20 protein-coding genes are annotated in these 24357 nt (G+C 69.0%); 16 read left to right on the forward strand and 4 right to left on the reverse strand.

Annotated features, from left to right (window positions below):
- Positions 1 to 244 precede the first annotated feature (244 nt).
- On the forward strand, positions 245 to 790 hold the full coding sequence (locus A8713_RS34900) for a hypothetical protein (RefSeq protein ID WP_443069704.1): 546 nt from the start codon (positions 245 to 247) through the stop codon (positions 788 to 790).
- Positions 791 to 807: 17 nt separating this feature from the next.
- Here A8713_RS34900 and A8713_RS08580 read toward each other — a convergent pair whose 3' ends face one another.
- Complete coding sequence (locus A8713_RS08580) at positions 808 to 1572, reverse strand: GntR family transcriptional regulator (protein ID WP_064532750.1); 765 nt, start codon at positions 1570 to 1572, stop codon at positions 808 to 810.
- A 276-nt stretch (positions 1573 to 1848) separates the two neighbouring features.
- Between A8713_RS08580 and A8713_RS08585 the strand changes: the two genes are divergently transcribed.
- The 4 genes from A8713_RS08585 to A8713_RS32045 all read left to right on the forward strand — a co-directional run bounded on the left by A8713_RS08585 (position 1849) and on the right by A8713_RS32045 (position 6630).
- Positions 1849 to 2286, forward strand: a complete 438-nt coding sequence (locus tag A8713_RS08585; RefSeq protein WP_064532752.1) for an ATP-binding protein — start codon at positions 1849 to 1851, stop codon at positions 2284 to 2286.
- A 795-nt stretch (positions 2287 to 3081) separates the two neighbouring features.
- Entirely contained in the window at positions 3082 to 3933 is an 852-nt protein-coding gene (locus tag A8713_RS08590) for a HamA C-terminal domain-containing protein (RefSeq protein ID WP_216826766.1), read from the forward strand.
- The gene (locus A8713_RS32040) at positions 3912 to 6050 is read left to right on the forward strand and encodes a DEAD/DEAH box helicase (protein ID WP_159393075.1); all 2139 of its coding nucleotides are present in this window, start codon (positions 3912 to 3914) and stop codon (positions 6048 to 6050) included. The genes A8713_RS08590 and A8713_RS32040 overlap by 22 nt, the downstream gene beginning before the upstream one ends.
- A gap of 100 nt (positions 6051 to 6150) precedes the next feature.
- On the forward strand, positions 6151 to 6630 hold the full coding sequence (locus A8713_RS32045; RefSeq protein WP_335743745.1) for a GntR family transcriptional regulator: 480 nt from the start codon (positions 6151 to 6153) through the stop codon (positions 6628 to 6630).
- A 228-nt stretch (positions 6631 to 6858) separates the two neighbouring features.
- Here the strand turns inward: A8713_RS32045 and glnA are convergent, their stop codons facing one another.
- Complete coding sequence (gene glnA / locus A8713_RS08600; RefSeq protein ID WP_018570490.1) at positions 6859 to 8220, reverse strand: type I glutamate--ammonia ligase; 1362 nt, start codon at positions 8218 to 8220, stop codon at positions 6859 to 6861.
- Between the two features lie 430 nt (positions 8221 to 8650).
- Between glnA and A8713_RS08605 the strand changes: the two genes are divergently transcribed.
- The gene (locus tag A8713_RS08605; RefSeq protein ID WP_064532757.1) at positions 8651 to 9841 is read left to right on the forward strand and encodes a globin domain-containing protein; all 1191 of its coding nucleotides are present in this window, start codon (positions 8651 to 8653) and stop codon (positions 9839 to 9841) included.
- A 159-nt stretch (positions 9842 to 10000) separates the two neighbouring features.
- Here A8713_RS08605 and A8713_RS08610 read toward each other — a convergent pair whose 3' ends face one another.
- Positions 10001 to 10450 carry an RrF2 family transcriptional regulator gene (locus tag A8713_RS08610; RefSeq protein ID WP_064532760.1) on the reverse strand — a complete coding sequence of 150 codons (450 nt, stop codon included), beginning with the start codon at positions 10448 to 10450 and terminating at the stop codon, positions 10001 to 10003.
- A 257-nt stretch (positions 10451 to 10707) separates the two neighbouring features.
- Here A8713_RS08610 and A8713_RS08615 point away from each other — a divergent pair, with 257 nt between their 5' ends.
- The 4 genes from A8713_RS08615 (at position 10708) to A8713_RS08630 (ending at position 16222) form a co-directional block, all read left to right on the forward strand.
- Positions 10708 to 11442, forward strand: coding sequence for a DUF3105 domain-containing protein (locus tag A8713_RS08615; protein WP_064532763.1), 735 nt, complete (start codon positions 10708 to 10710; stop codon positions 11440 to 11442).
- Positions 11439 to 12131: a DUF305 domain-containing protein gene (locus tag A8713_RS08620; RefSeq protein WP_064532765.1), complete on the forward strand. Its 693-nt coding sequence runs from the start codon at positions 11439 to 11441 to the stop codon at positions 12129 to 12131. Before A8713_RS08615 ends, A8713_RS08620 begins: the two co-directional genes overlap by 4 nt.
- Positions 12132 to 12369: 238 nt before the next feature.
- Entirely contained in the window at positions 12370 to 14313 is a 1944-nt protein-coding gene (locus A8713_RS08625) for a S53 family peptidase (protein WP_064532768.1), read from the forward strand.
- 148 nt (positions 14314 to 14461) lie between these two features.
- Positions 14462 to 16222 carry an NAD+ synthase gene (locus tag A8713_RS08630; protein ID WP_064532772.1) on the forward strand — a complete coding sequence of 587 codons (1761 nt, stop codon included), beginning with the start codon at positions 14462 to 14464 and terminating at the stop codon, positions 16220 to 16222.
- A 126-nt stretch (positions 16223 to 16348) separates the two neighbouring features.
- On the opposite strand, the gene panB is transcribed toward A8713_RS08630, so the two are convergent.
- A complete protein-coding gene (gene panB / locus A8713_RS08635; RefSeq protein WP_064532774.1) occupies positions 16349 to 17227 on the reverse strand; it encodes a 3-methyl-2-oxobutanoate hydroxymethyltransferase in 879 nt (292 codons plus the stop codon).
- A 241-nt stretch (positions 17228 to 17468) separates the two neighbouring features.
- Between panB and A8713_RS08640 the strand changes: the two genes are divergently transcribed.
- The 6 genes from A8713_RS08640 (at position 17469) to A8713_RS08665 (ending at position 24349) form a co-directional block, all read left to right on the forward strand.
- Positions 17469 to 19067, forward strand: coding sequence for an MFS transporter (locus tag A8713_RS08640; RefSeq protein ID WP_173860819.1), 1599 nt, complete (start codon positions 17469 to 17471; stop codon positions 19065 to 19067).
- A gap of 137 nt (positions 19068 to 19204) precedes the next feature.
- Positions 19205 to 19846 (forward strand): TetR/AcrR family transcriptional regulator, encoded by a 642-nt coding sequence (locus A8713_RS08645; RefSeq protein ID WP_064532779.1) that lies wholly within the window; start codon positions 19205 to 19207, stop codon positions 19844 to 19846.
- 183 nt (positions 19847 to 20029) lie between these two features.
- A complete protein-coding gene (locus A8713_RS08650) occupies positions 20030 to 21088 on the forward strand; it encodes an endonuclease/exonuclease/phosphatase family protein (protein WP_079158883.1) in 1059 nt (352 codons plus the stop codon).
- 89 nt (positions 21089 to 21177) lie between these two features.
- The gene (locus tag A8713_RS08655) at positions 21178 to 22398 is read left to right on the forward strand and encodes an MFS transporter (RefSeq protein ID WP_064532782.1); all 1221 of its coding nucleotides are present in this window, start codon (positions 21178 to 21180) and stop codon (positions 22396 to 22398) included.
- 113 nt (positions 22399 to 22511) lie between these two features.
- The gene (locus tag A8713_RS08660; protein WP_064537338.1) at positions 22512 to 23537 is read left to right on the forward strand and encodes an ATP-binding cassette domain-containing protein; all 1026 of its coding nucleotides are present in this window, start codon (positions 22512 to 22514) and stop codon (positions 23535 to 23537) included.
- A complete protein-coding gene (locus A8713_RS08665) occupies positions 23534 to 24349 on the forward strand; it encodes an ABC transporter permease (protein WP_064532785.1) in 816 nt (271 codons plus the stop codon). The genes A8713_RS08660 and A8713_RS08665 overlap by 4 nt, the downstream gene beginning before the upstream one ends.
- The last annotated feature ends 8 nt before the right edge of the window (positions 24350 to 24357 follow it).

Below are 24357 nucleotides of genomic sequence, written 5' to 3' on the forward strand. Positions count from 1 at the left end.
GCCGAGGCAAGTCCGTCAGACGCGCTCATCGAAATACCCCCGAGACAGCACCAGTCACGCCCATGCTTCCAGGCGGACCTGCAACTCAAGCCGGCAGAAGCCCAATCGCAACGTTCCGTGCCCGCGGTCCGTTTCGAGGCGGCCGTCCATGCCGCGGCGGTCCATCAGTGGCTGCGATCCGCCCACCGGTCACGGTCGTGCGCTGCCGGTCACCGATTCGACCAGCGCATGGGAGGACGCACCTGTGGCCGCCGGGTACCCCTGGGCGGACAGCGAGGACAGCGAGGACAGCGAGGACAGCGACTTGAACGGCACGGGCGACATCTGCGTCGCCGTGCTGGACGAAGGCGGCTGCGAGAACGTCCGGCGCGACACCACCCGCCGCGCACACGACGTCACCACCGAGACCGGCATCAACCAGATCGCGGACGACCTCGCCGCACGGCCGCCCGCGCTGCCGGAATCACCGACCAGTCCCGGCCTTGCCCTGCTGGTAGGGCGCAGCGATGCTGGACCGATGCCGGGGCAGCGCAGCAGAAGACGCCGATCGCAGGACGAGGCGCGGCGGGCGGCTGCCCGGTTCGCGCCCGAGGCGGGCCGCTGGGAAGTGCTCTTCGAGACGCAGGACGAGTCGGAGTGGCACACCGGCCTGCGCCGCCTGCGGGCGTCGGACCCGCGGATCGACTGGACGGCGGTGCGGATGGACCGGTTCTGCGGGCGCCTGACCCAGCCCACCACGTTCCGGCTGAGCCTCTTCGTGCCGAAGGGCACGCCGCCGACCCGTTCCTGAAGGCGTCGCCGTACGGATCAACGGCCCGCGTCGAAGTCGTACTCCAGGACGTACGAGGCGGCGTCGAGGGTCATCTCGTTGACCTCGACGGCGTGACCCTCGGCCGCGTAGGCGGTCCGGCAGACGAGGATGACCGGAGTCCCCGCGGACACGCGCAGCTCGGCCGCCTCGTCCTTCGAGGGCATACGGGAGCGGATCTCCTCACGGAAGTGCACCGGCTCGTGGCCCAGTTCGGCGAGCCTGGCGTAGGTCCCGCCCGGCCCGGTGTCCTCCCGCGTGATCGCGGACCCGGCCACCAGGGACATGGCCAGATAGCTCGTCGCGAGCAGCACCGGCTTGCCGTCCAGCACGAACCGCCGACGCCGTACGCAGACCGCCGCGTCGTCGGTGAGATCCAGCACCACGCCGACCCGCTCGGGCACCCTCTCCTCCGACACACTGATCCGGTCGACCTCAAGCACCCGCTCCCCGACGTCCGCCGCCCAGACGGACCGGCCGCTGCCCCACTGGTCGCGGGCGAGGCGGTCGATGCTGCGGCGGCGGATGGGCCGGAAGTCGCGGACGAACACACCGGCGCCCTTGCGCGCTTCCGCCACACCTTCGTCCCTCAGGACACTCAGGGCTTGGCGGGCCGTCATACGGGCCACGCCGTACGTGGTCATGAGGTCGTTCTCCCCCGGAAGCCGATCGCCGGGACCGTACTCGCCCGACTGGATCGCCTCGTGCAGGGAGTCCGCGATCCGCTGGTACTTGGGCCGACGGTCGTCGTCGGTAGTGGCCATTCCGGAGTCCTCCTCGCTTCTCTAGACACCGTAGGCCATAGGTCGGGGGCTCGCTTGCTGCCCGTAGCCGCTCGGACGCACGCACGGTACGAGCAGCGCAGCGGCCAGAACCCAGAACCCGGACTGGGCATTTGACATCTCTAGAGATGTAGAGAATCCTCAAGATGTCTAGAGAGGCTGTCTGGCCTCTCCGGCCGAGGGGTGTCTGCCTGCCGTCGTCAGCAAGGACGCCTCGTCCGTACTGGTAGTGGTGGCAGCGGCATGAGGTGAGCGCGTATGACCTTTGTTATCGACCGGCACCCCTGTGAGGAATCACCGCGGCTCGGGATGATGGCCCTGCCTCCGACGCCCGAGTCTGTCTCCCGGGCCCGCCGCTGGTTCCGGCGATTCATCGCGCCGTACTGCCCGACCTGTTCGGTCGAGGACTGCGTGCTCATGATCTCGGAGCTGGTGACCAACGCGGTTCTCTACGGCCGTTCGGACGAGGAGTGGCTCGTCCGGGTCGAATGGTTCCGGGAAGGAAACTCGCTGCGCGTGACGGTGCACAACCCGGGCCTCCCAGCAGACGTACACCTCCGCCGGCCGGACACGGACGACACACACGGACGCGGCCTGCTGCTGGTCGACTCCCTCGCCGCATCCTGGAAGTGCGCCCCGAGCCACTTCGGCGGAACGGCCGTCTCCTTCGTGATGACCGAGGCTTGGCCTTCATAGGGGCCTGCACAGCATGCGGCGCAGGTACCGGCACCTCGGTGAGGGCCAACGATCCGTGATCGTTGGCCCTCACCATCACAGGGCCGGGCCCACCCTCCTCTGTCCAGCAAGGGCAGACGCTTTCGAACTTCGCCGCGGTCGCGCCTCCGCCACTTCCCGCCCCTCGACGCGGAAGATCTGAGGCAAGGAACGCCCCGCCGCATCCGACACCGAGCGGACACTAATCAGTGCCGCGGGGGCTATGCCCGGGACCGGCAAGTGCTGCCGCCGCTCCTTAATCCGTGGCCTCGCTCCTGCTTCTTGTTGCTGAGGAAGTGGCGTCGGACCGGAGCAGCCTGACACGTTCGGCGACTAGACAGGGCGGGTCCGCCATCGGATGGCCGTTGTGCGTCGTTGTTGGTCGCTCCACGTCTTCCTTCAACGGCCCACGGACGCCCCAGACTCTCCGGCTGTGCGTCGCGTCCCCGTCGCACGTCGGGAGCCAAGGCCATCCTGCCCGCCACCGTCTCCTGCGGTGAGTCGGCCGTGCGTCGTCACGTCATAGGGGCTGTTGTCAGTGCCCCGTCCTAGAGTCGAAGTATGACGACAGACGCCGTTGCGGCTTTGGGGGAGCAGGCTCAACTCGCATCAATGACCATGGCATCGATGAGGTTGCAGACGGGAGCGGTCAAACGCGGCATCATTGGTCTGACGCTTCGGGTCCGCCCCCTGGGGAGAGAGGGAGGCAGACCCTACTGAGACAACCCTCGGGGGGCCACCCAGGTGCAGGTACGACGCGCTTTCCTTGAGGTGATCGTGGATGACGCTTCCATCGATCCGCCCCTGTCCGGGGTCTGCGCTGGCTTCGAATCTGGGCAGTGGCGGACCCGGCAGCTGGCCAAGAGGTTGTTTGACGACGTAATCGACTTCGCCTTGCCATATTCCGAACGCCAGGAATTCAACTCGGACACAGGCATGCTGATGCTAGGTCGCGCAATGCGCAAGATCTACACGTCCGAGAAATATGCCAGGAGAGGCGAGTTCGGCGAACTTCTTCTACATATGGCCCTCCGTGAAGTTTTCAATACCGAAGCAGCGGTCAGTAAGATCTACTTCAAAGACGGCGCCAATGAGACTGTGAAGGGATTTGATGCCGTCCACATCGTGGACAACGGCACAGGGCTGGAGCTGTGGCTGGGTGAGGTAAAGTTTTACAATCGATTGAGCAGCGCCATCAGAGATGTCGTCACCGAGCTTCACGACCACATCGACTCAGATTACCTTCGCGCAGAGTTCCTTGCGGTTGAAGGGAAAATTGACAGATCTTGGAAGCATGCTCCCAAAATGCTCAGCATGATTCACGAGGATGTCAGTCTTGATGAGATTTTTGAAAACATCACCATACCAGTCCTTTTGACGTACGACAGCCGGGCCGTAGCGGCGCGCGTTGCAGAAATATCCGGTGATCCCGAAAGGTCGAGCGAGACCAAAGAAGCTTACAGGATCGCATTCGAGGAAGAAGTTCGCAAAGGCTGGGAATCTTTTGTTGCTGCTGGCCTCCCTCACAAAGTGCGCATCCGCTTGATTCTTGTACCACTGCATCTGAAAAAGGCCCTGGTTGATGCTCTGGATGAAAGGCTAAGGCTTTGGCAGGAACTAACGGCCTGACCGTTCCCGCAGCCCGTGACTTGCTTTCCCGCGGCCGGCCGGAGGGGCGCCAGTTTGAAATTCTCAAACTCATCTCTCACCTCATTCGCGATGGAAAACACCAAGAATCCGCCAGGGAATTGCTTCTCCGAATTCTGGACCAGCCATCGCAATTCAATGACTACAGGGAATTGCTGGATTCGCTACTACGCACTGTTGGGCTCTTCCCTTACGCCACCCCAGCCAACCTGTCTCTACCCGATCTGATCGCTTATGAGGCTCATCGCCCGTTGGACTACGATAACGAGGACGTCGTATTCCATGAGGTTCAGGCTAAGGTCTACCGGAGACTGATGTCCGGAGAAAATGTGATCCTTAGTGCGCCGACGAGCTTTGGTAAGAGCTTGGTTCTTGATGCGCTAATCGCTTCTGGGAAGTTCTCCAATGTCGCGGTCGTGCTTCCAACCATCGCGCTGATTGATGAGACGCGTAAGCGGCTATCTCGATTCCGAGAACGATACCGGATTATCACGCACCCGACCCAGGCATTGAGGGATAGAAATCTGCTGGTTATGACGCAGGAACGCTTTCTCGACCTCCCTGAAATCCCCGAACTCGACCTGTTCATGATTGACGAGTTCTATAAGCTCGACATCAGTCGAGGGGAAGCTGACCGTGGAATCCTGCTAAACCAAGCACTCCAAAGGTTGATGCGCACGGGGGCGGCCTTCTATCTGGCAGGGCCGAATATCCACGCGCTAGCTTCATCGCTACCGCAGGATTTTGTAGCAAGCTTCATCTCCACAAGCTTTGCGACTGTCGTCAGCGATGTACAGCTCATGCCCACTCCTCCGAAGGGTGGAGAGCTGGAGGCACTCTCTGACTTGTGTGCGAGTCTGGAAGGACCGACTCTTATCTATTGTCAGTCTCCTGCACGGGCTCGGGTTGTGGCACGACATCTGATTGCGACTGGCATCGGAGAGCTGACCCCAGAACTGCAACCCGCCGCCGACTGGATCGGAGAAAACTATCACCCTGATTGGCTGCTGTGTCGATCGATCCCGAAGGGAATCGGCATCCACCATGGGAAGATCCCGCGAGCGTTGGCCCAGTATCAGATCAGTGCTTTCAATGCAGGTCACCTTAAATTCCTGGTCTGTACGTCGACCCTGATTGAAGGGGTGAATACATCAGCCAAGAACGTCATCGTATTCGACCATAAGCTGAACCGCAAGAACCTCGATTTCTTCACATTCTCCAACATTAAGGGTCGGTCAGGCAGGATGATGCGGCACTTCGTTGGGAATGTTTTTCTATTCAGGGCACCGCCTCGGGAAGACCTTCCCACCGTTGATTTTCCGCTATACAGTCAAGGTCCTAGCGTTCCTGACAGCCTGCTGATTCAAGTTGATGACCCCGGATTGCTGCCAAGTTCGCGTGAGAGAATCGAAAGGTACCGCTCGCAAACTGAAGTCCCCCTGGATGTACTCAAACAGAATAGTGGTCTTGATCCGCAGAGTCAGATCAACCTCGCGAAGTATGTGCGCCGCAACGTCTCGCGGCTCGCGGAAAAACTGGCTTGGAGTGGGTGGCCTCAGTACGAGGAACTCGAAGCTTGCTGTGAACTAATTGTTAATTTTCTTCATCCGATCAAGGGTCGTGCGCACGGTGTCGCGTCTGCACGTCAGCTAGCCTTGAGGATGAACGTCGTGAACGGTGCGCAAGGTGATGTGCACGAATTGATTTCACGTGAACTCGCCAATCCGTACGAGACGCCAGAACCTGACGACGCAGTCGAAAATGTCCTAGACTTCTTGAGGTACTGGCCGGGCTTCACCTTTCCGCGCCTACTCATGGCGTTGGATAGTATTGTGCGGCCGATCCTTGAGGAGGCAGGGACTACCGAATGCGACTACTCAGCATACGCGACTTCGGCGAAGGGTTATTTCATGCCGCGCTTTGTAGCAGAAGTGGAGGACTACGGCCTGCCTAGTCAGGTGGCGATGAAGATCCTTCAAGGTCGCAGTTACAACGCAGAGACAATGGATCACTTGCTGGAGCGCCTGAATCGGGCGTCAGAGAGTGACTTGGACAGCTTCGAAGTCGGTCTGTACCAAGCGTTCGTTGAGTTCCTATAGCTCGCGGGTTAGCGATACGCCGGGCTGCCCGTGCGCTATTGGGCGCCGGGGGCGGCCGACAACCCTTCAGGCAGCGTGGCGTGGGGGCTGGAGGTGGGCCATGGAAGCTGCCAGCCGTCGTAGAGGGGGAGGCCAAGTTGCCGCAAGCAAGTCCGTGAGGCACCTACTGACAGCTTTCTGCAGCATTCCGCCGCGCGAAGCGAGTCCACTGACGCTGACTCTGCCGTCGGAGCCTGCCCTCACGAACGCGCACGGGGTTTCCAGGAATCCTGCGCGCAGGGCCCTGAAACTGCTGGAAGCTGAAGGAGTGGTGCAGTCTGGGCCCGGCATTGGGTGGCGCATCCCTTGCCGCGGCGATCGGCGGTCTCTCGCTGAGCCGGTGCCAGAGCTGATCTATGAGGACTCGCTCTCCGTGAGTGACTCGTACCCCCCGAAGCCAAGCTGTGTGAGCGGTTCACTATCTCGCGTGCCGCCGTCCGCCGCGTCCTGGCCCAGACGGAGGGCAACAGTGTGCACGCGACCGTTCACAGGAAGGGGAGGACTGTACGCGCTCTGCCAACACCTACCCGTCCGGTCGTAGTCTTGGACGGCATCGTGCTTTTGCCTACAGCGATACCGGGTTCACGCTCCGAGCCTATGCGCACCTCATGCCGAGCAGCGGCGCGCGGGCTCGGAAGGCCGTGGACAGCCTGTACGAGGGCACCGATCCGACGCCGGACGGCCCAGGGGCGGTGAGACGCGGTGGGGCGGATGGTCCGCGACCGTCCGCCCCACCTCCCAATTAGCAGAAGACCTGCTCCGGCTAGCCCTACAGCACCGGCAGATGCTTCCGCAGCTCGTACGCCGTGACCTCGCTCCTGTACTCCTCCCACTCCTGCTTCTTGTTGCGGAGGAAGAAGTCGAAGACGTGTTCGCCGAGGGTTTCGGCGACGAGGTCGCTGTTCTCCATGAGGGTGAGGGCCTCGCCGAGGTTCTGGGGGAGGGGCTCGATGCCCATGGCGCGGCGTTCGGCGTTGGAGAGGGCCCAGACGTCGTCCTCGGCGCCGGGGGGGAGTTCGTAGCCCTCCTCGATGCCCTTGAGGCCGGCGGCCAGGAGGACGGCGTAGGTGAGGTACGGGTTCGCGCCGGAGTCGATGGAGCGGACCTCCACGCGGGCGGAGCCGGTCTTGCCGGGCTTGTACATGGGGACGCGGACCAGGGCGCTGCGGTTGTTGTGGCCCCAGCAGATGTAGGAGGGGGCCTCGCCGCCGGCGCCCGCGGTGCGTTCGGAGCCGCCCCAGATGCGCTTGTAGGAGTTGACCCACTGGTTGGTGACCGCGCTGATCTCCGCCGCGTGCCGCAGCAGGCCCGCGATGAAGGAGCGGCCGACCTTGGAGAGCTGGTACTCGGCGCCGGACTCGTAGAACGCGTTCCGGTCGCCCTCGAAGAGGGAGAGGTGCGAGTGCATGCCGGAGCCGGGGTACTCCGAGAACGGCTTGGGCATGAAGGTGGCCTGGAGGCCCTGTTCCAGCGCGACCTGCTTCATGACCAGGCGGAACGTCATGATGTTGTCGGCGGTGGAGAGCGCGTCGGCGTAGCGCAGGTCGATCTCCTGCTGGCCGGGCGCGCCCTCGTGGTGGGAGAACTCCACCGAGATGCCCATCGACTCCAGCATGGTGATCGCCTGGCGGCGGAAGTCCATGCCGATGGCCTGCGGGGTGTGGTCGAAGTACCCCGAGTTGTCGGCGGGGGTGGGGCGGGAGCCGTCCAGCGGGCGGTTCTTCAGCAGGAAGAACTCGATCTCCGGGTGGGTGTAGAAGGTGAAGCCCAGGTCGGAGGTGCGGGCGAGGGCCCGCTTGAGGACGTAGCGGGGGTCGGCGAAGGACGGGGAGCCGTCCGGCATCAGGATGTCGCAGAACATCCGGGCCGTCCCCGGGCCCTCCGCGCGCCAGGGCAGGATCTGGAACGTGGACGGATCGGGCTTGGCGATCATGTCCGACTCGTAGACCCGGGCGAAGCCCTCGATGGCGGAGCCGTCGAAGCCGATGCCCTCGTCGAACGCCTGCTCAAGCTCGGCGGGGGCCACGGCCACGGACTTGAGGAAGCCCAGCACGTCGGTGAACCACAGGCGCACGAACCGGATGTCGCGCTCCTCCAACGTCCGGAGTACGAACTCCTGCTGCTTGTCCATCTTCCGCTTCCCCATCCTTGCTGGTCAGGCCGCCTGTGTCCGTACGTAGGCACGAGAGGCGGTCGGGCACGCGAGCATCACACCACATCACCGTTTCACATGCGTTGCGGACCGTCGTTCCCACGCGTCACGGGCCTCGGGGCGGGGCCGTCCCGGGTCCGGCCGGGTCCAGGTGCGCAGGGTCCGAGCGCCGGGTCGGCGGGTGTGCTGCTCCGCTGCCCATCTTGCCTCCTGTACGGCTCCCCCGTAATGGCCGAAAGCCCTTCCGGCGTGAGCGACACCACTCCCTCTTAATTTGCATCTCAGATGCAAGTTTTCATACCGTCGAGGCAGTCGAGCGATCGAACTTGCGAGCGATCCGAGCAGTCCGAGTGATCCGAGCAGTCCGAGCGGTCCGGTCGATCCTTCGTCGAGCCTTCGAGGAGACACGATGCTGTCCGAGCAGTCAGCAGCCACCGTCCGCGCCACCCTCCCCGCCGTGGGCGCGGCCATCGGCGAGATCACCGAGCGCTTCTACGCCCGGCTGTTCGACGCCCACCCGGAACTGCTGCGCGACCTGTTCAACCGCGGCAACCAGGCGTCCGGCGCGCAGAAGCAGGCACTCGCCGGCTCCATCGCCGCCTTCGCCACCCACCTGGTGGACCACCCGGACCAGCGCCCCGACCTGATGCTGCACCGCATCGCCCACAAGCACGCCTCGCTGGGCATCACCCCCGAGCAGTACCCGATCGTCCACGAGCACCTGTTCGCCGCCATCGCCGAGATCCTCGGCGAGGCCGTCACCCCCGAGGTCGCCGCCGCCTGGACCGAGGTCTACTGGCTGATGGCGAACGCCCTCATGGCCATCGAGAAGCGGCTGTACGAGCAGAGCGAGCAGACCGGCTGGCGCGACTGGACGGTCGTCGGGCGCGTCGAGGAGACCGCCGACGTCGTCACCTTCCGGCTGCGCCCCGCCGACGGCGGCCCGGTGCCCGGCTACCGCGCCGGCCAGTACGTCTCGGTCGCCGTCCGCCTCGCGGACGGCGCCCGGCAGATCCGCCAGTACAGCCTGACCGCGGCCCCCGGCTCGCCGGAGCGGCAGTTCGCCGTCAAGCGGGTGAGCGGCGGCGCCGCGACCCCCGACGGCGAGGTCTCCCACCACCTGCACGCGCACGTCCGCGAGGGTGACGTCCTCCAGCTGTCCGCCCCCTACGGCGACCTGGTCGTCGAGGACACCGGCGCGCCGCTGCTGCTCGCCTCCGCGGGCATCGGCGTCACCCCGGTGATCGCCATGCTGGAGCAGCTCGCGCTCGACGGCCACGCCGCCCCCGTGACCGTGGTGCACGCCGACCGCTCCCCCGCCGCGCACGCGCTGCGCGCCGACCACGAGGCGTACGCGGCCAAGCTGGCGGACGGTCGGACGGTCTTCTTCTACGAGGAGGGTGCCGAGGGCGCCGCGCGGTCCGGTCTGGCCGACCTCACCGGCGTCGACGTCCCGGCCGGTACGCGCGCCTACCTGTGCGGGCCGCTGCCGTTCATGCGGGCGGTGCGCGAGCAGCTCCTCGCCCGGGGCGTGGCCCCGGCCGACATCCACTACGAGGTCTTCGGGCCCGACCTGTGGCTGGCGGAGGGCGCGGCCTGAGCGACGTGGTTCCTGGGCCCGGCCCGGTGTGAGAGGCGCCGGCCGGAGGCGGTTCCCCCGACCGTCTCCGGCCGGTTTCCGCGTTCCGGCGCCCGTCCCCGAAGGGTCCGCGGTTCCCGTACGGTCCACAGTCCCTGTACGGTCGCGGTCCCCGTACGGTCAGGTGCCGTCCGGCCGCCGCGCGGTCGGCAGGCCCAGCAGCAGCGGGCCCGTCGGGGAGGCGACCATGTCGGCGACGGTGAGCGGGTCGAGTGCGGCGTAGAACGCCTCCTGGGCCCGGCGCAGGGCGCCGCGCAGGCGGCAGTCGGAGTTCAGCGGGCAGGGGTTCGCGCCCTCGCAGTCGGCGACGTCGCCCTCGCCCTCCAGGGCGCGCACGATCGCGCCGACCGACGCGCCGCGGCCCGCCTCGGTGAGGGTCAGGCCGCCGCCCCGGCCGCGGCGGGCGGCGAGCAGGCCCCGGTGCTGGAGTTCGGCGACGACCTTCGCGGCGTGCGTGTACGGCACGCCCATGTCCGCCGCGACCTCCCTGGTCGTGGGGCTCGACCCGCCCGCGACGGCGAGCCTCATCAGGACGCGCAGCGCCATGTCGGTGGAGCGCAGCAGCCGCATGCCGCCAGCCTAAATAATGCGCATCTGCCATTCAACTTATCCGCACAGCCGCACAGCCGTATTCCCATACCCGCGTCTGGCGCTTCCCGCTCTCCCCTCCGCACGCCCTCCCCCACTACGATCAGCGCGCACTCGCACCGCGCCCCACCGGCCGGGCCCCGCCGCCCGGCCCCACGGCACCCCTGCCATGCCGCCCGCCCCACCCGTCCCACCCGAACGCCCCGTCCCCATCCGACCGTGACACGAAGGACTTCCCCATGGGCTCCGCGAAGAAGCCGGACAGCACCGCCACCGGGCAGCGCAAGGCGCGCATCGAGGAGATGCGCCGTGCCGACCGGTCCCGGGAGCGCCGCAACCGGCTTCTGGTGATCGCGGCGAGCGTGGTCGTCGTCGTGGGTCTGGCCGTCGGCGGCGTGGTGCTGGTCCAGTCGCGGTCCGACGACGGCACCCCGGTCGCGCAGGAGAGCGCGTCCGGGTCGGCGCCGAGCGGCATGGACGGCAAGAACGGCAACGACAAGAAGGGCAAGGGCACTTCCGGCCACTTCGAGACGGGCAAGGACGGGGTGCGGACCTGGAAGGGCACGCTGGGCCGTACGCACACCACGGACCCCGTGACGTATCCGATGGAGCCCCCGGTCGGCGGTGACCACAACCCGGTCTGGCAGAACTGCAACGGCGACGTCTACACCGCCCCGCTGAAGAACGAGCACGCCGTGCACGCGCTGGAGCACGGCGCGGTCTGGGTGACGTACAACGCCAAGGCGCCCAAGGCCGACGTGGACGCGCTCGCGGCGAAGGTGCGCAGGACGCCGTACTCGCTGATGAGCCCGGTGGCCGACCAGAAGGACCCGATCATGCTGTCGGCGTGGGCGCACCAGCGCACGGTGACGGGCGCGGCCGACCCGAACGTGGACGCGTTCTTCGCCCGGTTCGTCCAGGGTCCCCAGACGCCGGAGCCGGGGGCCGCCTGCACGGGCGGGGTGGACCGGTGAGGGTCGCCGGGCTGGTCGCGGGCGCCGTGGCCACGGCCGTGATCGCCGTCGGCGCGATCGGCTACGCGGTCGCGGAGGGCGGCGGCCCGGCGGACGGTGCTCCGGCGGCGGGCGCCACGGCCCCGGCCCCGACGGTGCCGGCCGCCGGTTCGGCGGACGCCGGTTTCGCCCGGGACATGGCGGTCCACCACCAGCAGGCCGTCGAGATGTCGTACATCGTGCGCGACCGCACGAGCGACCCGGAGGTGCGGCGGCTCGCCTACGACATCGCGCAGACCCAGGCCAACCAGCGCGGCATGCTGTTGGGCTGGCTCGATCTGTGGGGGCTGCCGAAGGTGTCGGCGGGACCGCCGATGGCGTGGATGGGGATGGGGACGGGCGGCGCGACGCCCGGGGCGCCGAACGCGGACGGCACGGACGGCACGGACGGCGCGCTGATGCCGGGGATGGCCACCGACGCGCAGCTGAAGGAGCTGGGCCGGCTGCGCGGACGCGCGGCGGAGGTGCTGTATCTGCGGTTGATGACGGCGCATCACCGCGGCGGCATCCACATGGCGCAGGCGTGTGCCGCCGCCTGTGCGGTGGGGGCGGAGAAGCGGCTGGCGCAGGGCATGGTCGACGCGCAGCAGTCGGAGATCGACCTGATGGCGGACATGCTCGAAAAGCGTGGTGCGGCGACCGGTTCGTGAGGTCCGGCGACCGGAAACCGGGGAACGAAGACCGCAATTCGTGCGCTATACACCGGTCCTGACGGTTCCTTGGGTTTCTCTTGGCCTGCGCATTCCCCTGGCATGCACGGTTCATCGGGAAGAGTGGCACTCGATCGTGTGATCCATTCAGGGGCCACACCGCCGCGGTCGTCATGCCGGGTCACGCGAGGTCCGACCACTCATTGCGTTACATGCGATCCGCATCGCAGGGGGTTATATGAGATCGAACCGCGCCACCGTGCGGGCCGGAGTGAGCCTGGCAGCGACACTGCCGATGGTCGCCGGCGCGCTGGTGCTCGGCATACCCGCGGCGCACGCCGCGGGCCACTCGGGCCGCCAGGCCGTCACGGGCACCAAGCCCGCGTGGGCGACGGCCAAGGCGGACAAGGGTGCCACCGCCGACAGCGCCCAGGTCACCGCCCGGGTGTATCTGGCCGGCCGCGACGCGGCGGGCCTGGCCGCCTACGCCAAGGCGGTCGCCGACCCGTCCTCGCCGTCCTACGGCAAGTACCTGAGCGCCGATCAGGCGCAGACGCGCTTCGGCGCGACGAAGGCCCAGGTGGCCGCCGTCACGTCGTGGCTGAAGTCGACGGGTCTGAAGGTCACGTCCGTCACGCCGCACTACGTCGCCGTCTCCGGTGACGTCGCCGCCGCGGAGAAGGCGTTCGGCACCCAGCTGCACAACTTCGCCAAGGGCGCGAAGACCTACCGCGCCCCCGCCCAGCAGGCGTCGGTGCCGCAGGAGCTGCGGGACGCCGTCCTGACCGTCACGGGCCTGGACAACGCCCCGCACAAGTCCGACCACAAGGACCAGCTGCCGCCGCCGGACGCGGTCTTCAAGAACGCCGGGCCGTTCTCCACGTACTACGGCTCGAAGACCGCGAAGACGCTGCCGTCCGCGTACGGCCAGAAGGTCCCGTACGCCGTCAAGGGCTACACGGGCAAGCAGCTGCGCGCGGCCTACGGCGCGGGCAAGTACACCGGCAAGGGCGTCCGGGTCGCCATCACCGACGCCTACGCCTCGCCGACCATCGCCTTCGACGCGGCCATGTACGCGAAGAAGAACGGCGACAAGCCGTGGAAGACCGGCCAGCTGCACCAGTCGCTGCCGGCCCAGTACACGCGCACCGAGGAGTGCAAGGCGTCCGGCTGGTACGGCGAGGAGACCCTGGACGTCGAGGCCGTGCACGCGGTCGCGCCGGACGCGGACGTCACCTACGTCGGTGCCGCCTCCTGCTACGACGACGACCTGCTGGACTCGCTGAGCAAGGTCGTCGACAACCACCTGGCCGACATCGTCTCCAACTCCTGGGGCGACATCGAGGCCAACCAGACGCCCGACCTGGCCGCCGCCTACGACCAGGTGTTCCAGTTCGGCGCGGTGGAGGGCATCGGCTTCTACTTCTCCTCCGGTGACAACGGCGACGAGGTCGCCAACACCGGTACGAAGCAGGTCGACACCCCGGCCAACTCGGCGTGGGTGACCGCCGTCGGCGGCACCTCGCTGGCCGTCGGCAAGGGGAACAAGTACCTCTGGGAGACCGGCTGGGGCACCGACAAGGCCAACCTGTCGGCCGACGGCAAGAGCTGGGACGGCTTCCCCGGCGCCTACACCTCGGGCGCGGGCGGCGGCACCAGCAAGACCGTGGCACAGCCGTACTACCAGAAGGGCGTCGTCCCGAACGCGCTGGCCACGGCGAACAACGCCGCCGGCAACCGCGTCGTCCCGGACATCGCGGCCATCGCCGACCCGAACACCGGCTTCCTGGTCGGCCAGACCCAGTCCTTCCCCGACGGGTCGCAGCAGTACGCCGAGTACCGGATCGGCGGCACCTCGCTGGCCGCGCCGGTGATCGCGGGCGTGCAGGCCCTCGCCCAGCAGGCGAACGGCGGCAGGGCGATCGGGTTCGCCAACCCGGCGATCTACTCGCAGTACGGCACGAAGGTGTACCACGACGTCGTGGACAAGCCGACCGGCAAGGACCTCGCGGTCGCGCGCGTCGACTTCGTCAACGGCATCGACGCCACCGGCGGCCTGAGCGTCTCGCTGCGCAGCCTCGGCAAGGACAGCTCGCTCAAGGCGGTCAAGGGCTACGACGACGTCACCGGCGTCGGCTCGCCCGCGAAGGGTTACGTCGACTCCTACCGTCGCCGTCACTGACCCGTATCCGCACCGCGGCGCGCCCGTCCCCCGGCTTCCGGGGGGCGGGCGCCCGTGCGTGCGCCCGCCCCCGCGCCGCCTTCGGCGTGGGGCGGCCCACACCCGCCCGTCCCCCCATCGCGTCGCTCTGACGATTACACTGGCGGACGTGCCTCAACTACGTCTCGCCCTGAATCAGATCGACTCGCGCGTCGGCGACCTCGCCGCGAACTCCGAGGCGGTCGTCCGCTGGACCCGGCACTCCGCCGAGCAGGGAGCGCATCTCGTGGCGTTCCCCGAGATGGTGCTGACCGGGTATCCCGTCGAGGACCTGGCGCTCAGGTCGTCCTTCGTGGAGGCGTCCCGGGCCGCGCTGCGCGCCCTCGCCGCCCGGCTCGCCGAGGAGGGCCTCGGGGAGCTGCCGGTCGTCGTCGGCTATCTCGACCGCTGCGAGACCGCCCAGCCGAAGTACGGCATGCCGGCCGGCGCGCCGCAGAACGCGGCGGCGGTGCTGCACCGCGGCGAGGTGGTGCTGGCCTTCGCCAAGCACCACCTGCCGAACTACGGCGTCTTCGACGAGTTCCGCTACTTCGTGCCCGGCGACACCATGCCCGTCCTGCGGGTGCACGGCGTCGACGTGGCGCTCGCCATCTGCGAGGACCTGTGGCAGGACGGCGGGCGCGTCCCGGCCGCCCGCACCGCGCGCGCGGGCCTGCTGCTGTCCGTGAACGCCTCCCCCTACGAGCGGGAGAAGGACGACACCCGCCTGGAGCTGGTGCGCAAGCGGGCCCAGGAGGCCGGCTGCACCACCGCGTACCTGGCCATGACCGGCGGACAGGACGAGCTGGTCTTCGACGGCGACTCCATCGTGGTCGGCGCGGACGGCGAGGTGATCGCGCGGGCGCCGCAGTTCACCGAGGGCTGTGTGGTGCTGGACCTGGAGCTGCCCGCGGTGGCGGCCGACGCGGTCGCCGACGGGCAGCGGGTGGACGACGGGCTGCGCGTGGAGCGGGTGGTGCTGTCCGAGGAGCCGCTGCCCGCGTACGAGCCGCGGTTCACCGGCGGCTACACCGAGCGGCTGGACGACGACGAGGAGGTCTACACGGCGCTCGTCACGGGCCTGCGGGCGTACGTCCGCAAGAACGGCTTCCGGTCCGTCCTCATCGGCCTGTCCGGCGGCATCGACTCGGCGCTGGTCGCGGCGATCGCCTGCGACGCCGTGGGCGCGGAGAACGTGTACGGGATCTCGATGCCGTCCAAGTACTCCTCCGAGCACTCCAGGGGCGACGCGGCCGAGCTGGCCCGGCGCACCGGGCTGCACTTCCGCACGGTGTCGATCGCCCCCATGTTCGACGCGTACATGGGCTCGCTGGGGCTGACCGGGCTGGCCGAGGAGAACCTCCAGTCCCGGCTGCGCGGCACCCTGCTGATGGCGGTCTCCAACCAGGAGGGCCACATCGTCCTCGCCCCCGGCAACAAGTCGGAGCTGGCGGTGGGCTACTCGACGCTGTACGGCGACTCGGTGGGCGCGTACGGCCCGATCAAGGACGTGTACAAGACGTCGGTGTTCCGGCTGGCCGAGTGGCGCAACCGGGCCGCCGCCGAGCGCGGCCAGACCCCGCCGATCCCGGAGAACTCGATCAGCAAGCCGCCGAGCGCGGAGCTGCGCCCCGGGCAGGTCGACACGGACTCGCTGCCGGACTACCCGGTGCTGGACGCGATCCTGGAGCTGTACGTGGACCGGGACAGGGGCGGCGACGAGATCGTCGCGGCGGGCTACGACCGCGAGCTGGTCGTGAAGACGCTGACGATGGTCGACCGGGCCGAGTACAAGCGGCGCCAGTACCCGCCGGGCACCAAGATCTCCGCCAAGGGCTTCGGCAAGGACCGCAGGCTGCCGATCACCGACGGCTGGCGCGAGCGGGCGTAGCGCCCGGCACGAGCAGGCGTAGCGCCCGGCGCGAACGGGGGCGCCACGGAGAACAGCCCCGCCGACGGGGGAAGATCGGCGGGGCTGTTCCGGGTGTTTCCGCAGTGGTCCGGGTGGGCCGGCGGATCAGTGGACGGAGTGCTCCTCCAGCGGGAACGCTCCGCCGATCACGTCCTCGGCGAAGGACCGCGCCGCGTCGCCCAGGACGCCGCGCAGGTCGGCGTACTTCTTGACGAACTTGGGCACCCGGCCGCCGGTCAGGCCGAGCATGTCCGTCCAGACCAGGACCTGGGCGTCCGTGTCGGGTCCGGCGCCGATGCCGACGGTCGGGATGTGCAGCACCCGCGTCACCTCGGCCGCCAGCTCCGCCGGGACCAGCTCCAGGACGACGGCGAAGGCGCCCGCGTCCTGGACGGCCTTGGCGTCGCGCAGCATCTGCTGGGCGGCCTCCTCGCCGCGGCCCTGGACGCGGTAGCCCATGGCGTTGACGGACTGCGGGGTCAGGCCGATGTGGGCCATGACCGGGATGCCGGCCTCCACCAGCAGGCGGATCTGCTCGTGCGAGCGCTCGCCGCCCTCCAGCTTCACGGCGCCGACCCCCGCCTCCTTCACCAGGCGGGTGGCCGAGCGCAGCGCCTGCACCGGGCCCTCCTGGTAGGAGCCGAAGGGGAGGTCGCCGACGATCAGGGCGCGCCGGGTGCCGCGCACCACGGCGGCCGCCATCATGGCCATCTCGTCGAGGGTGACGGGCACGGTCGTCTCGTACCCGAGGTGGCAGTTGCCCGCCGAGTCGCCGACCAGCATCACGGGGATGCCGGCCTCGTCGAAGACGGAGGCGGTCATCGCGTCGTAGGCGGTGAGCATGGGCCACTTCTCGCCGCGCTCCTTGGCGAGGGCGAGGTCGCGGACGGTGATGCGGCGGGTGCCCTTTCCTCCGTACAGCGTCTTGGCACTGCCGTCGGAGGTGCTCTTCTGTGCAGGCTGGGCAGCCGGAAGCTGCGTCATTGCAACGGCTCCTTCAATCATCTCGAGGCGCCCTGACGGCGTCCCCGGACTCCCCACCATGGTGACACCTCCGCCCGCGGCGGGCCAGAGGGACCCCCGTGTGCCTCAAGTCTCGGTCCGCCGTGGGCCGGTGTGCGCTTCGAGCGGGCGCGGGATGGGCAAGGCGGGCGGTCGTAAGATCTGAGTAAAGGATTTCCGATACGAGACGGTTCCGTATCGGAAAGGCCCTACGCTCGAGCCCATGACTACTCCTGCCGACCGCACCGCCCCGGGCCCCGGGATCCCGGAAGCGGTGCACCGCCGCCGCTGGGCGATCCTCGGCGTCCTGATGCTGAGCCTGCTGATAGTGGTGCTCGACAACTCGATCCTGAACGTCGCCATCAAGACCATCTCGACCCCGGCCCCGACCGGGCTCGGGGCCACCCAGAGCGAGCTGGAGTGGGCGATCAACGCCTACACGCTCGTCTTCGCCGGCCTGCTGTTCACCTCGGGCCTGATCGGGGACCGGGTGGGCCGCAAGAAGGTGCTGCTCGGCGGTCTCGTCGTCTTCGGCATCGGCTCCGCGCTGGCCGCCGAGTCCGGCTCGCCGGGCCAGCTGATCGCCTACCGCGCCCTGATGGCGGTGGGCGCCGCGTTCGTCATGCCGGCCACCCTCGCCGTCCTGATGAACGTCTTCGAGCGCGACGAGCAGCCCAAGGCCATCGGCATCTGGGCGGGCGGCGTCGGCCTCGCCATCGCCATCGGCCCGATCACCGGCGGTCTGCTGCTGGACCACTTCTGGTGGGGCTCGGTCTTCCTGATCAACGTGCCGATCGTCGTCGCCGCGGTGGCGCTGATGATCTGGCTGGTGCCCGACTCGCGCGACCCGCGCCCCGGCCGCCTCGACCCGGTCGGCGTCGTACTGTCCGTGGTCGGCCTGGTGCTGCTCGTCTACGGCATCATCAAGGGCGGCGAACTGGCCGACTTCACCGACCCTGCCGTGCTGGCGACCATCATCGCCGGTGTCGTCGTCCTCGCGGCGTTCATCGTCTTCGAGAAGCGCAGCGACCACCCGTCGCTGGACGTCACCTACTTCAAGAACAAGGTCTTCTCGGCCGCCATGGCCGCCATCGCGCTGGTCTTCTTCGCCCTGATGGGCGTCACGTTCTTCTCGGTCTTCTACACCCAGAGCGTGCGCGGCTACTCCCCGCTGGAGTCCGGCCTGCTCATGATCCCGCTGGCCGCCGCGCAGATGATCTTCGCGCCGCGGGCCCGGCTGGTCGTCGACCGCTTCGGCTACAAGGCGACCACCACGGCGGGCCTGGTGCTGCTGGCCGGGATGCTCGCCGCGTTCGCCGGGTTCGAGGCCGACACCCCGATCTGGGTGCTGGAGGTCGTCTTCTTCCTCATGGGCACCGGCATGGCGCACATCATGACGCCGACCAGCGTGGTCATCATGCAGGCCCTGCCCCGCGAGAAGGCGGGCTCGGCCTCCGCGCTGAGCAACACCTTCCGCCAGGTCGGCGGCGCGCTCGGCATCGCCGTCCTCGGCTCGGTGCTCTCCACCGCGTACCGCAACAGCATCGAGGGCAAGCTCGGAATGCTCCCGGCGGACCTGCGCGGCACGGCGGGCGAGTCCATCGAGGCCACGCTCGGCGTCGCCGAGAAGCTCGGCCCGCGCGGGCAGGCCCTGGTCGACCCGGCCAACAGCGCCTTCCTGCACGCCATGCACGTGACCTCGCTGTGCGGCACCGTGGTGGCGCTGGCCGGCGCGGTCGTGGTGGCCCTCTTCCTGCCCGGCCGCACCCCGCGCCGGCCCGAGAACCAGGAGGAACCGGAACTGGTGGCGGCGGCCGACTGACCGTCGCGGCCGCGAGACGGGGGACGGCACGGCAGCGGGGGCGGAGCAGTCATACGGGGGCGACCGGCCGGCGGTGGGCAGCAGCACCGCCGGCCACCGGGTGGACAATGACCCGGTACGACGAAAGGACGTCTCAGGTGAGCCTCGCCGACAGCCAAGCCGCCCCGGAGTGCCCCGTGCGGGGCCGCCCCCGGAGCGAGGCGGTGGAACGCGCCATCGTCGAAGGGGTGATGAAGCTCTTGGAAGAGGGCGTGCCGCTGGCCGAACTCTCCATCGAGCGCATCGCCCGGACGGCGGGCGTCGGCAAAGCCACCATCTACCGCCGCTGGAGCGGCAAGGAGGAGCTGTTCGCCGACGTCGTACGGGCCGCCGAACCGCCCGACGCCGATCTGCCCGGCACCTCCATGCGCGACGATCTGGTGGCGCTGCTGGAGCAGTTGCGCCGGCGCGGGCTGATCAGCCGCTCCTCGGCGATCCTGCACAACGTCTACGCCCAGATGAAGAGCAGCCCGAAGATCTGGTGCGCCTACCACGCCACCGTCGTCGAGCCCCGGCGCCGGATCCAGGTGGAGGTGCTGCGCCGCGGCCAGCTCACCGGTGAACTGCGCGCGGACGTCGACGTGGAACTGCTCAACGACATCCTCGTCGGACCCATGCTGGTGCGCAGCATCATGCGGCCCGATCTGGACCTGCCCGAGGGGCTGTCGGAGCAGATCGTGGACACGGTCCTGGAGGGCCTGCGGCCCGTGCCGCGCCCGGCCGGTCCGGCGCCGGAGTGAATGTGCCCGTTTCGTCACAGAGCGGGCCCCGCACGGCGTGACCGGAACTCCGCGCCCCGCCTCGTTCGTCCTCGTGCCCGTACGGCCGTCACGGACGGCAGGAACGGAGCCGATCATCCCCTAGGGTCGTAGCCCACGGGGTGAACGGTGCACGGCAGGCACGGCAGGCAGTGAGGCGACGGTATGGCGCAGCAGGCGTACTTGACGGAGACGGACGACGGCGGCTCGGGGCCCGAGCGCTCGGAGAACCGGATTCGGCGCCTGCTGGACCGGCTGCTGCGCGGCTGGCGCGGCGACCGCCGGATCTGGCGGCGGGGCATCGTCTCGGCGGTCCTCGCGGTGCTGGCCGCGCTGGTGATGCTGCTGCACTCGCACATCCCCAACCGGGTCGGCAACCTGGGCAGTCTGACGGAGACCTTCCTGCCCTGGCTGGGGCTGCTCGTGCCGGTGCTGCTGGTGGTGGCGCTGGTGCGCAAGTCGGCCACCGCGCTGATCGCGCTGGTGCTGCCCGTCGCCGTCTGGCTGAACCTCTTCGGCGGCCTGGTCACCGACAAGACCGGCGGCGGTGGTGATCTGACGGTGGCCACGCACAACGTCAACGCGGACAACCCCGATCCCACCGGGACCGCGCGACAGGTCGCCGCGTCCGGCGCGGACGTGCTGGCGCTGGAGGAGCTGAAGGCCGCCGCGGTGCCGGTGTACGAGCGGGCGCTGGCGTCGGCGTACAAGTACCACGCCGTGGAGGGCACGGTGGGGGTGTGGAGCAAGTACCCGCTCAGCGATGTCCGCCCGGTCGACCTCCGGCTCGGCTGGACCCGCGCCCTGCGCGCCACGGTGGCCACGCCCGAGGGCCCGCTCGCGGTGTACGTCGCCCACATGCCCTCGGTCCGGGTGAAGCTGAACGCCGGGTTCACCGCGCAGCAGCGGGACCACAGCGCGACCGCGCTGGGCACGGCCATCGCACACGAGAAGCTGGAGCGGGTGGTGCTGCTCGGCGATCTGAACGGCACGATGAACGACCGCTCGCTGGGCGCGGTCACCTCCCAGATGCGCTCGACGCAGGGCGCGGCGGGCAGCGGCTTCGGCTTCAGCTGGCCGGCCTCGTTCCCGCTGGCCCGGATCGACCAGATCATGGTCAGGGGCGTGGAGCCGGTAAGCTCCTGGACGCTGCCGCGCACGGACAGCGACCATCTGCCGATCGCGGCGCGTGTGAAGGTCACCACATCGGCAACCAGCTCGTAACCTGCTGGAATACCGGGCCTGAAAGACTTTGTTCCGCAGCTGAACATACAAGTCGCACGCTGTACGGAACCCACCCCGAAAGGTCTTTCATGCCCCTGGCCCTGCTCGCCCTCGCCGTGGGCGCCTTCGGCATCGGCACGACCGAGTTCGTCATGATGGGGCTGCTGCCCGACGTCGCCGACGACCTGGGCATCTCGATCCCCACCGCCGGGCACCTGGTCTCCGCGTACGCGCTGGGCGTGGTCATCGGCGCCCCGCTGCTGGCCGCGCTGACCTCCCGGATGTCCCGCCGCCGGGTGCTGATCGGCCTGATGGCGCTGTTCGTCGTGGGCAACGCCCTCTCCGCGCTCGCCCCCGGCCACGGCTGGCTGCTGGCGGCCCGCTTCCTGAGCGGGCTGCCGCACGGCGCCTTCTTCGGCGTCGGCGCGGTGGTCGCCACCGGGATGGTGCCGCCCGAGCGCAAGGCACGCTCGGTGTCGCTGATGTTCCTCGGCCTCACCGTGGCCAATGTCGCCGGGGTCCCGGTCGCCACGCTCATGGGCCAGCACCTGGGCTGGCGGGCGACCTTCCTCGGGGTCGGCGCGATCGGCGTGGCGGCCATCGCCGCGCTCGCCCTGCTCATCCCCCGCGACCCCGCGCACGCCGCCCCGGCGGCCGGACTGCGCGGCGAACTGGCCGCCCTGCGCTCGCTGCCCGTGTGGCTGGCGCTGCTGACCACTGTGGCCGGTTTCGGCGCGCTGTTCGCCGCCTACAGCTACATCACGCCGATGCTCACCGGCACCGCCGGGTACGCCGAGTCCAGCGTGACCCTGCTGCTGGCCCTGTTCGGCGTCGGCGCGACCGCGGGCAATCTGCTGGGCGGGCGGCTCGCCGACCACTCGATGCGCGGCACCCTCTTCGGCGGGCTGGCCTCGCTGGCCGTCGTGCTGCTCCTCTTCCCGGTGCTGATGCGGGCCGGGTGGAGCGCGGCGCTCGCGGTGACCCTGCTCGGCACGGCCGCCTTCGTCACCGGCTCCCCGCTCCAGCTCATGGTGATGGAGAAGGCGGCGGCGGCGCCCTCGCTGGCCTCCTCCGCCAACCAGGCCGCCTTCAACCTGGCCAACGCCGGGGGCGCCTGGATCGGCGGGCTCGCGCTGGCCGCGGGCTTCGGCGCGACCTCCCCGGCGCTCGCCGGCGGCGCCCTGGCCGTCCTCGGCCTGGCCGTGGCCGCCGCCGCGCAGGCCGTCGACCGCCGCCGTCCGACCCCGGTCCCCGCGGCCCGCGTCGTCACCGGCCACGTACCGGAGGCGGCCGCACCGCTGCACCGCTGAGCGGACGCCCAGGCAGGCGCCCGGCCCCCGCGCCGGATGCCTGTCGGCGGCGGACGGGCGGGCGTCGGCGGACTGTCGGTGGTTTGTCGGTGGCGGGTGGCATCGTCTTCGCCATGACACGAATCGACAAGCACCCCGGCGGCGCGGGGGTCGCCGTGACGGTACGGGGACTGGTCAAGCACTACGGCGAGACCAAGGCGCTGGACGGCGTCGACCTCGATGTGCGCGAGGGCACCGTGATGGGCGTGCTCGGGCCGAACGGCGCCGGCAAGACCACCCTCGTCCGCATCCTCTCCACCCTGCTCGCCCCCACCTCCGGCGAGGCCACCGTCGCCGGTTACGACGTGGTGCGCCAGCCCCGGCAGCTGCGCCGGGTCATCGGGCTCACCGGGCAGTACGCGTCCGTGGACGAGAAGCTGCCGGGCTGGGAGAACCTCTATCTGATCGGGCGGCTGCTGGACCTGTCCCGCAAGGACGCCCGCACCCGCGCCGACGAACTGCTGGAGCGGTTCTCGCTCACCGAGGCGGCCAAGCGCCCGGCCAGCACCTACTCCGGCGGCATGCGGCGCCGACTCGACCTGGCCGCGTCCATGATCGGACGCCCCGCGGTGCTCTACCTGGACGAGCCGACCACCGGCCTGGACCCGCGCACCCGCAACGAGGTCTGGGACGAGGTCAAGGCGATGGTCGGCGACGGCGTCACCGTGCTGCTGACCACCCAGTACATGGAGGAGGCCGAGCAGCTCGCCTCCGAGCTGACCGTGGTCGACCGCGGCAAGGTGATCGCGGGCGGCCGCATCGAGGAGCTGAAGGCCAAGGTCGGCGGGCGCACCCTGCGCGTCAGGCCGGCCGACCCGGGCGAACTGCGCCCGCTCGCCGGGATGCTGGACGAGCTGGGTATCACCGGGCTGGCGACGACCACCGTGGACACCGAGACCGGCTCGCTGCTGGTGCCCGTCCTCAGCGACGAGCAGCTGACCGCCGTGGTGGGCGCGGTGACCGCGCGCGGCATCACCATCACCTCCATCACCACCGAACTGCCCAGCCTGGACGAGGTCTTCCTGTCCCTCACCGGCCACCGCGCCAGTGCCCCGCAGGACGCCAGCCCCGCCGACGCCCGCGAGGAGGTCGCCGTATGAGCGCCGTCACCACTCAGATCCCGACCGCCGACGTGCGGATCCCGCTGCGCGGACATCTGCGGCACACCGGCGCGCTGATCCGGCGCAACCTGCTCTGGATCCGCCAGGACCCGGAGTCCATGTTCGACGCGCTGCTGATGCCGATCGTCTTCACCCTGCTGTTCGTGTACGTCTTCGGCGGCTCGATCGGGCAGGCGCTGGGCGGCGGCCAGTCGCAGTACGTGCAGTACGTCATCCCGGGCATGCTGGCGATGAACAGCATGACGCTGTCCCAGGGCGTCGGCACGGGCTTCAGCCAGGACTTCAACAGCGGTGTCATGGACCGCTTCCGGTCGCTGCCGATCGGCCGCGGCTCGGTGCTGTTCGCGAAGATCGCGGTCGAGCTGTTCCGGATGCTGTTCGCCACGGTCGTGCTGATGGTCGTCGCCGCGCTGGTCGGCTTCCACATCACCCACTGGACCGGTCTGTTCGCCACCGTGGGCCTGTCCGCGCTGTTCGCCTCGTCGATCATGTGGGTGTTCCTCACCCTCGGCGTCATGCTGAAGAACGCGCAGTCCGTGCAGGCGATGGGCTTCCTGGTGCTCTTCCCGCTCCAGTTCGGCTCGTCGATCTTCGCGCCGACCCAGTCGATGCCGGGCTGGCTCCAGCACTTCACCGACTACAACCCGCTCTCCACGCTCGCCGACGCGGCCCGCGGTCTGATGCTGGGCGGGCCGGTCGCGCACGACCTGTGGATCACCGTGGCCTGGTCGGTCGCGATCACCGCCGTCGCGGCCCCGCTCGCCATCCACAAGTTCCGCACCAAGACCTGAGGGCGCGC

Source organism: Streptomyces sp. SAT1, from assembly GCF_001654495.1.
GTDB lineage: Bacteria > Actinomycetota > Actinomycetes > Streptomycetales > Streptomycetaceae > Streptomyces > Streptomyces andamanensis.

What these genes read in the sequence shown, in the direction of transcription:
- A8713_RS08580 (WP_064532750.1), bottom strand. Translation starts at nt 1,572, where the DNA reads ATGGCCACTACCGACGACGACCGTCGGCCCAAGTACCAGCGGATCGCG.
- A8713_RS08585 (WP_064532752.1), top strand. Translation starts at nt 1,849, where the DNA reads ATGACCTTTGTTATCGACCGGCACCCCTGTGAGGAATCACCGCGGCTC.
- A8713_RS32045 (WP_335743745.1), top strand. Translation starts at nt 6,151, where the DNA reads ATGGAAGCTGCCAGCCGTCGTAGAGGGGGAGGCCAAGTTGCCGCAAGC.
- glnA (WP_018570490.1), bottom strand. Translation starts at nt 8,220, where the DNA reads ATGGACAAGCAGCAGGAGTTCGTACTCCGGACGTTGGAGGAGCGCGAC.
- A8713_RS08605 (WP_064532757.1), top strand. Translation starts at nt 8,651, where the DNA reads ATGCTGTCCGAGCAGTCAGCAGCCACCGTCCGCGCCACCCTCCCCGCC.
- A8713_RS08610 (WP_064532760.1), bottom strand. Translation starts at nt 10,450, where the DNA reads ATGCGGCTGCTGCGCTCCACCGACATGGCGCTGCGCGTCCTGATGAGG.
- A8713_RS08615 (WP_064532763.1), top strand. Translation starts at nt 10,708, where the DNA reads ATGGGCTCCGCGAAGAAGCCGGACAGCACCGCCACCGGGCAGCGCAAG.
- A8713_RS08625 (WP_064532768.1), top strand. Translation starts at nt 12,370, where the DNA reads ATGAGATCGAACCGCGCCACCGTGCGGGCCGGAGTGAGCCTGGCAGCG.
- panB (WP_064532774.1), bottom strand. Translation starts at nt 17,227, where the DNA reads ATGACGCAGCTTCCGGCTGCCCAGCCTGCACAGAAGAGCACCTCCGAC.
- A8713_RS08640 (WP_173860819.1), top strand. Translation starts at nt 17,469, where the DNA reads ATGACTACTCCTGCCGACCGCACCGCCCCGGGCCCCGGGATCCCGGAA.
- A8713_RS08650 (WP_079158883.1), top strand. Translation starts at nt 20,030, where the DNA reads ATGGCGCAGCAGGCGTACTTGACGGAGACGGACGACGGCGGCTCGGGG.
- A8713_RS08655 (WP_064532782.1), top strand. Translation starts at nt 21,178, where the DNA reads ATGCCCCTGGCCCTGCTCGCCCTCGCCGTGGGCGCCTTCGGCATCGGC.
- A8713_RS08660 (WP_064537338.1), top strand. Translation starts at nt 22,512, where the DNA reads ATGACACGAATCGACAAGCACCCCGGCGGCGCGGGGGTCGCCGTGACG.
- A8713_RS08665 (WP_064532785.1), top strand. Translation starts at nt 23,534, where the DNA reads ATGAGCGCCGTCACCACTCAGATCCCGACCGCCGACGTGCGGATCCCG.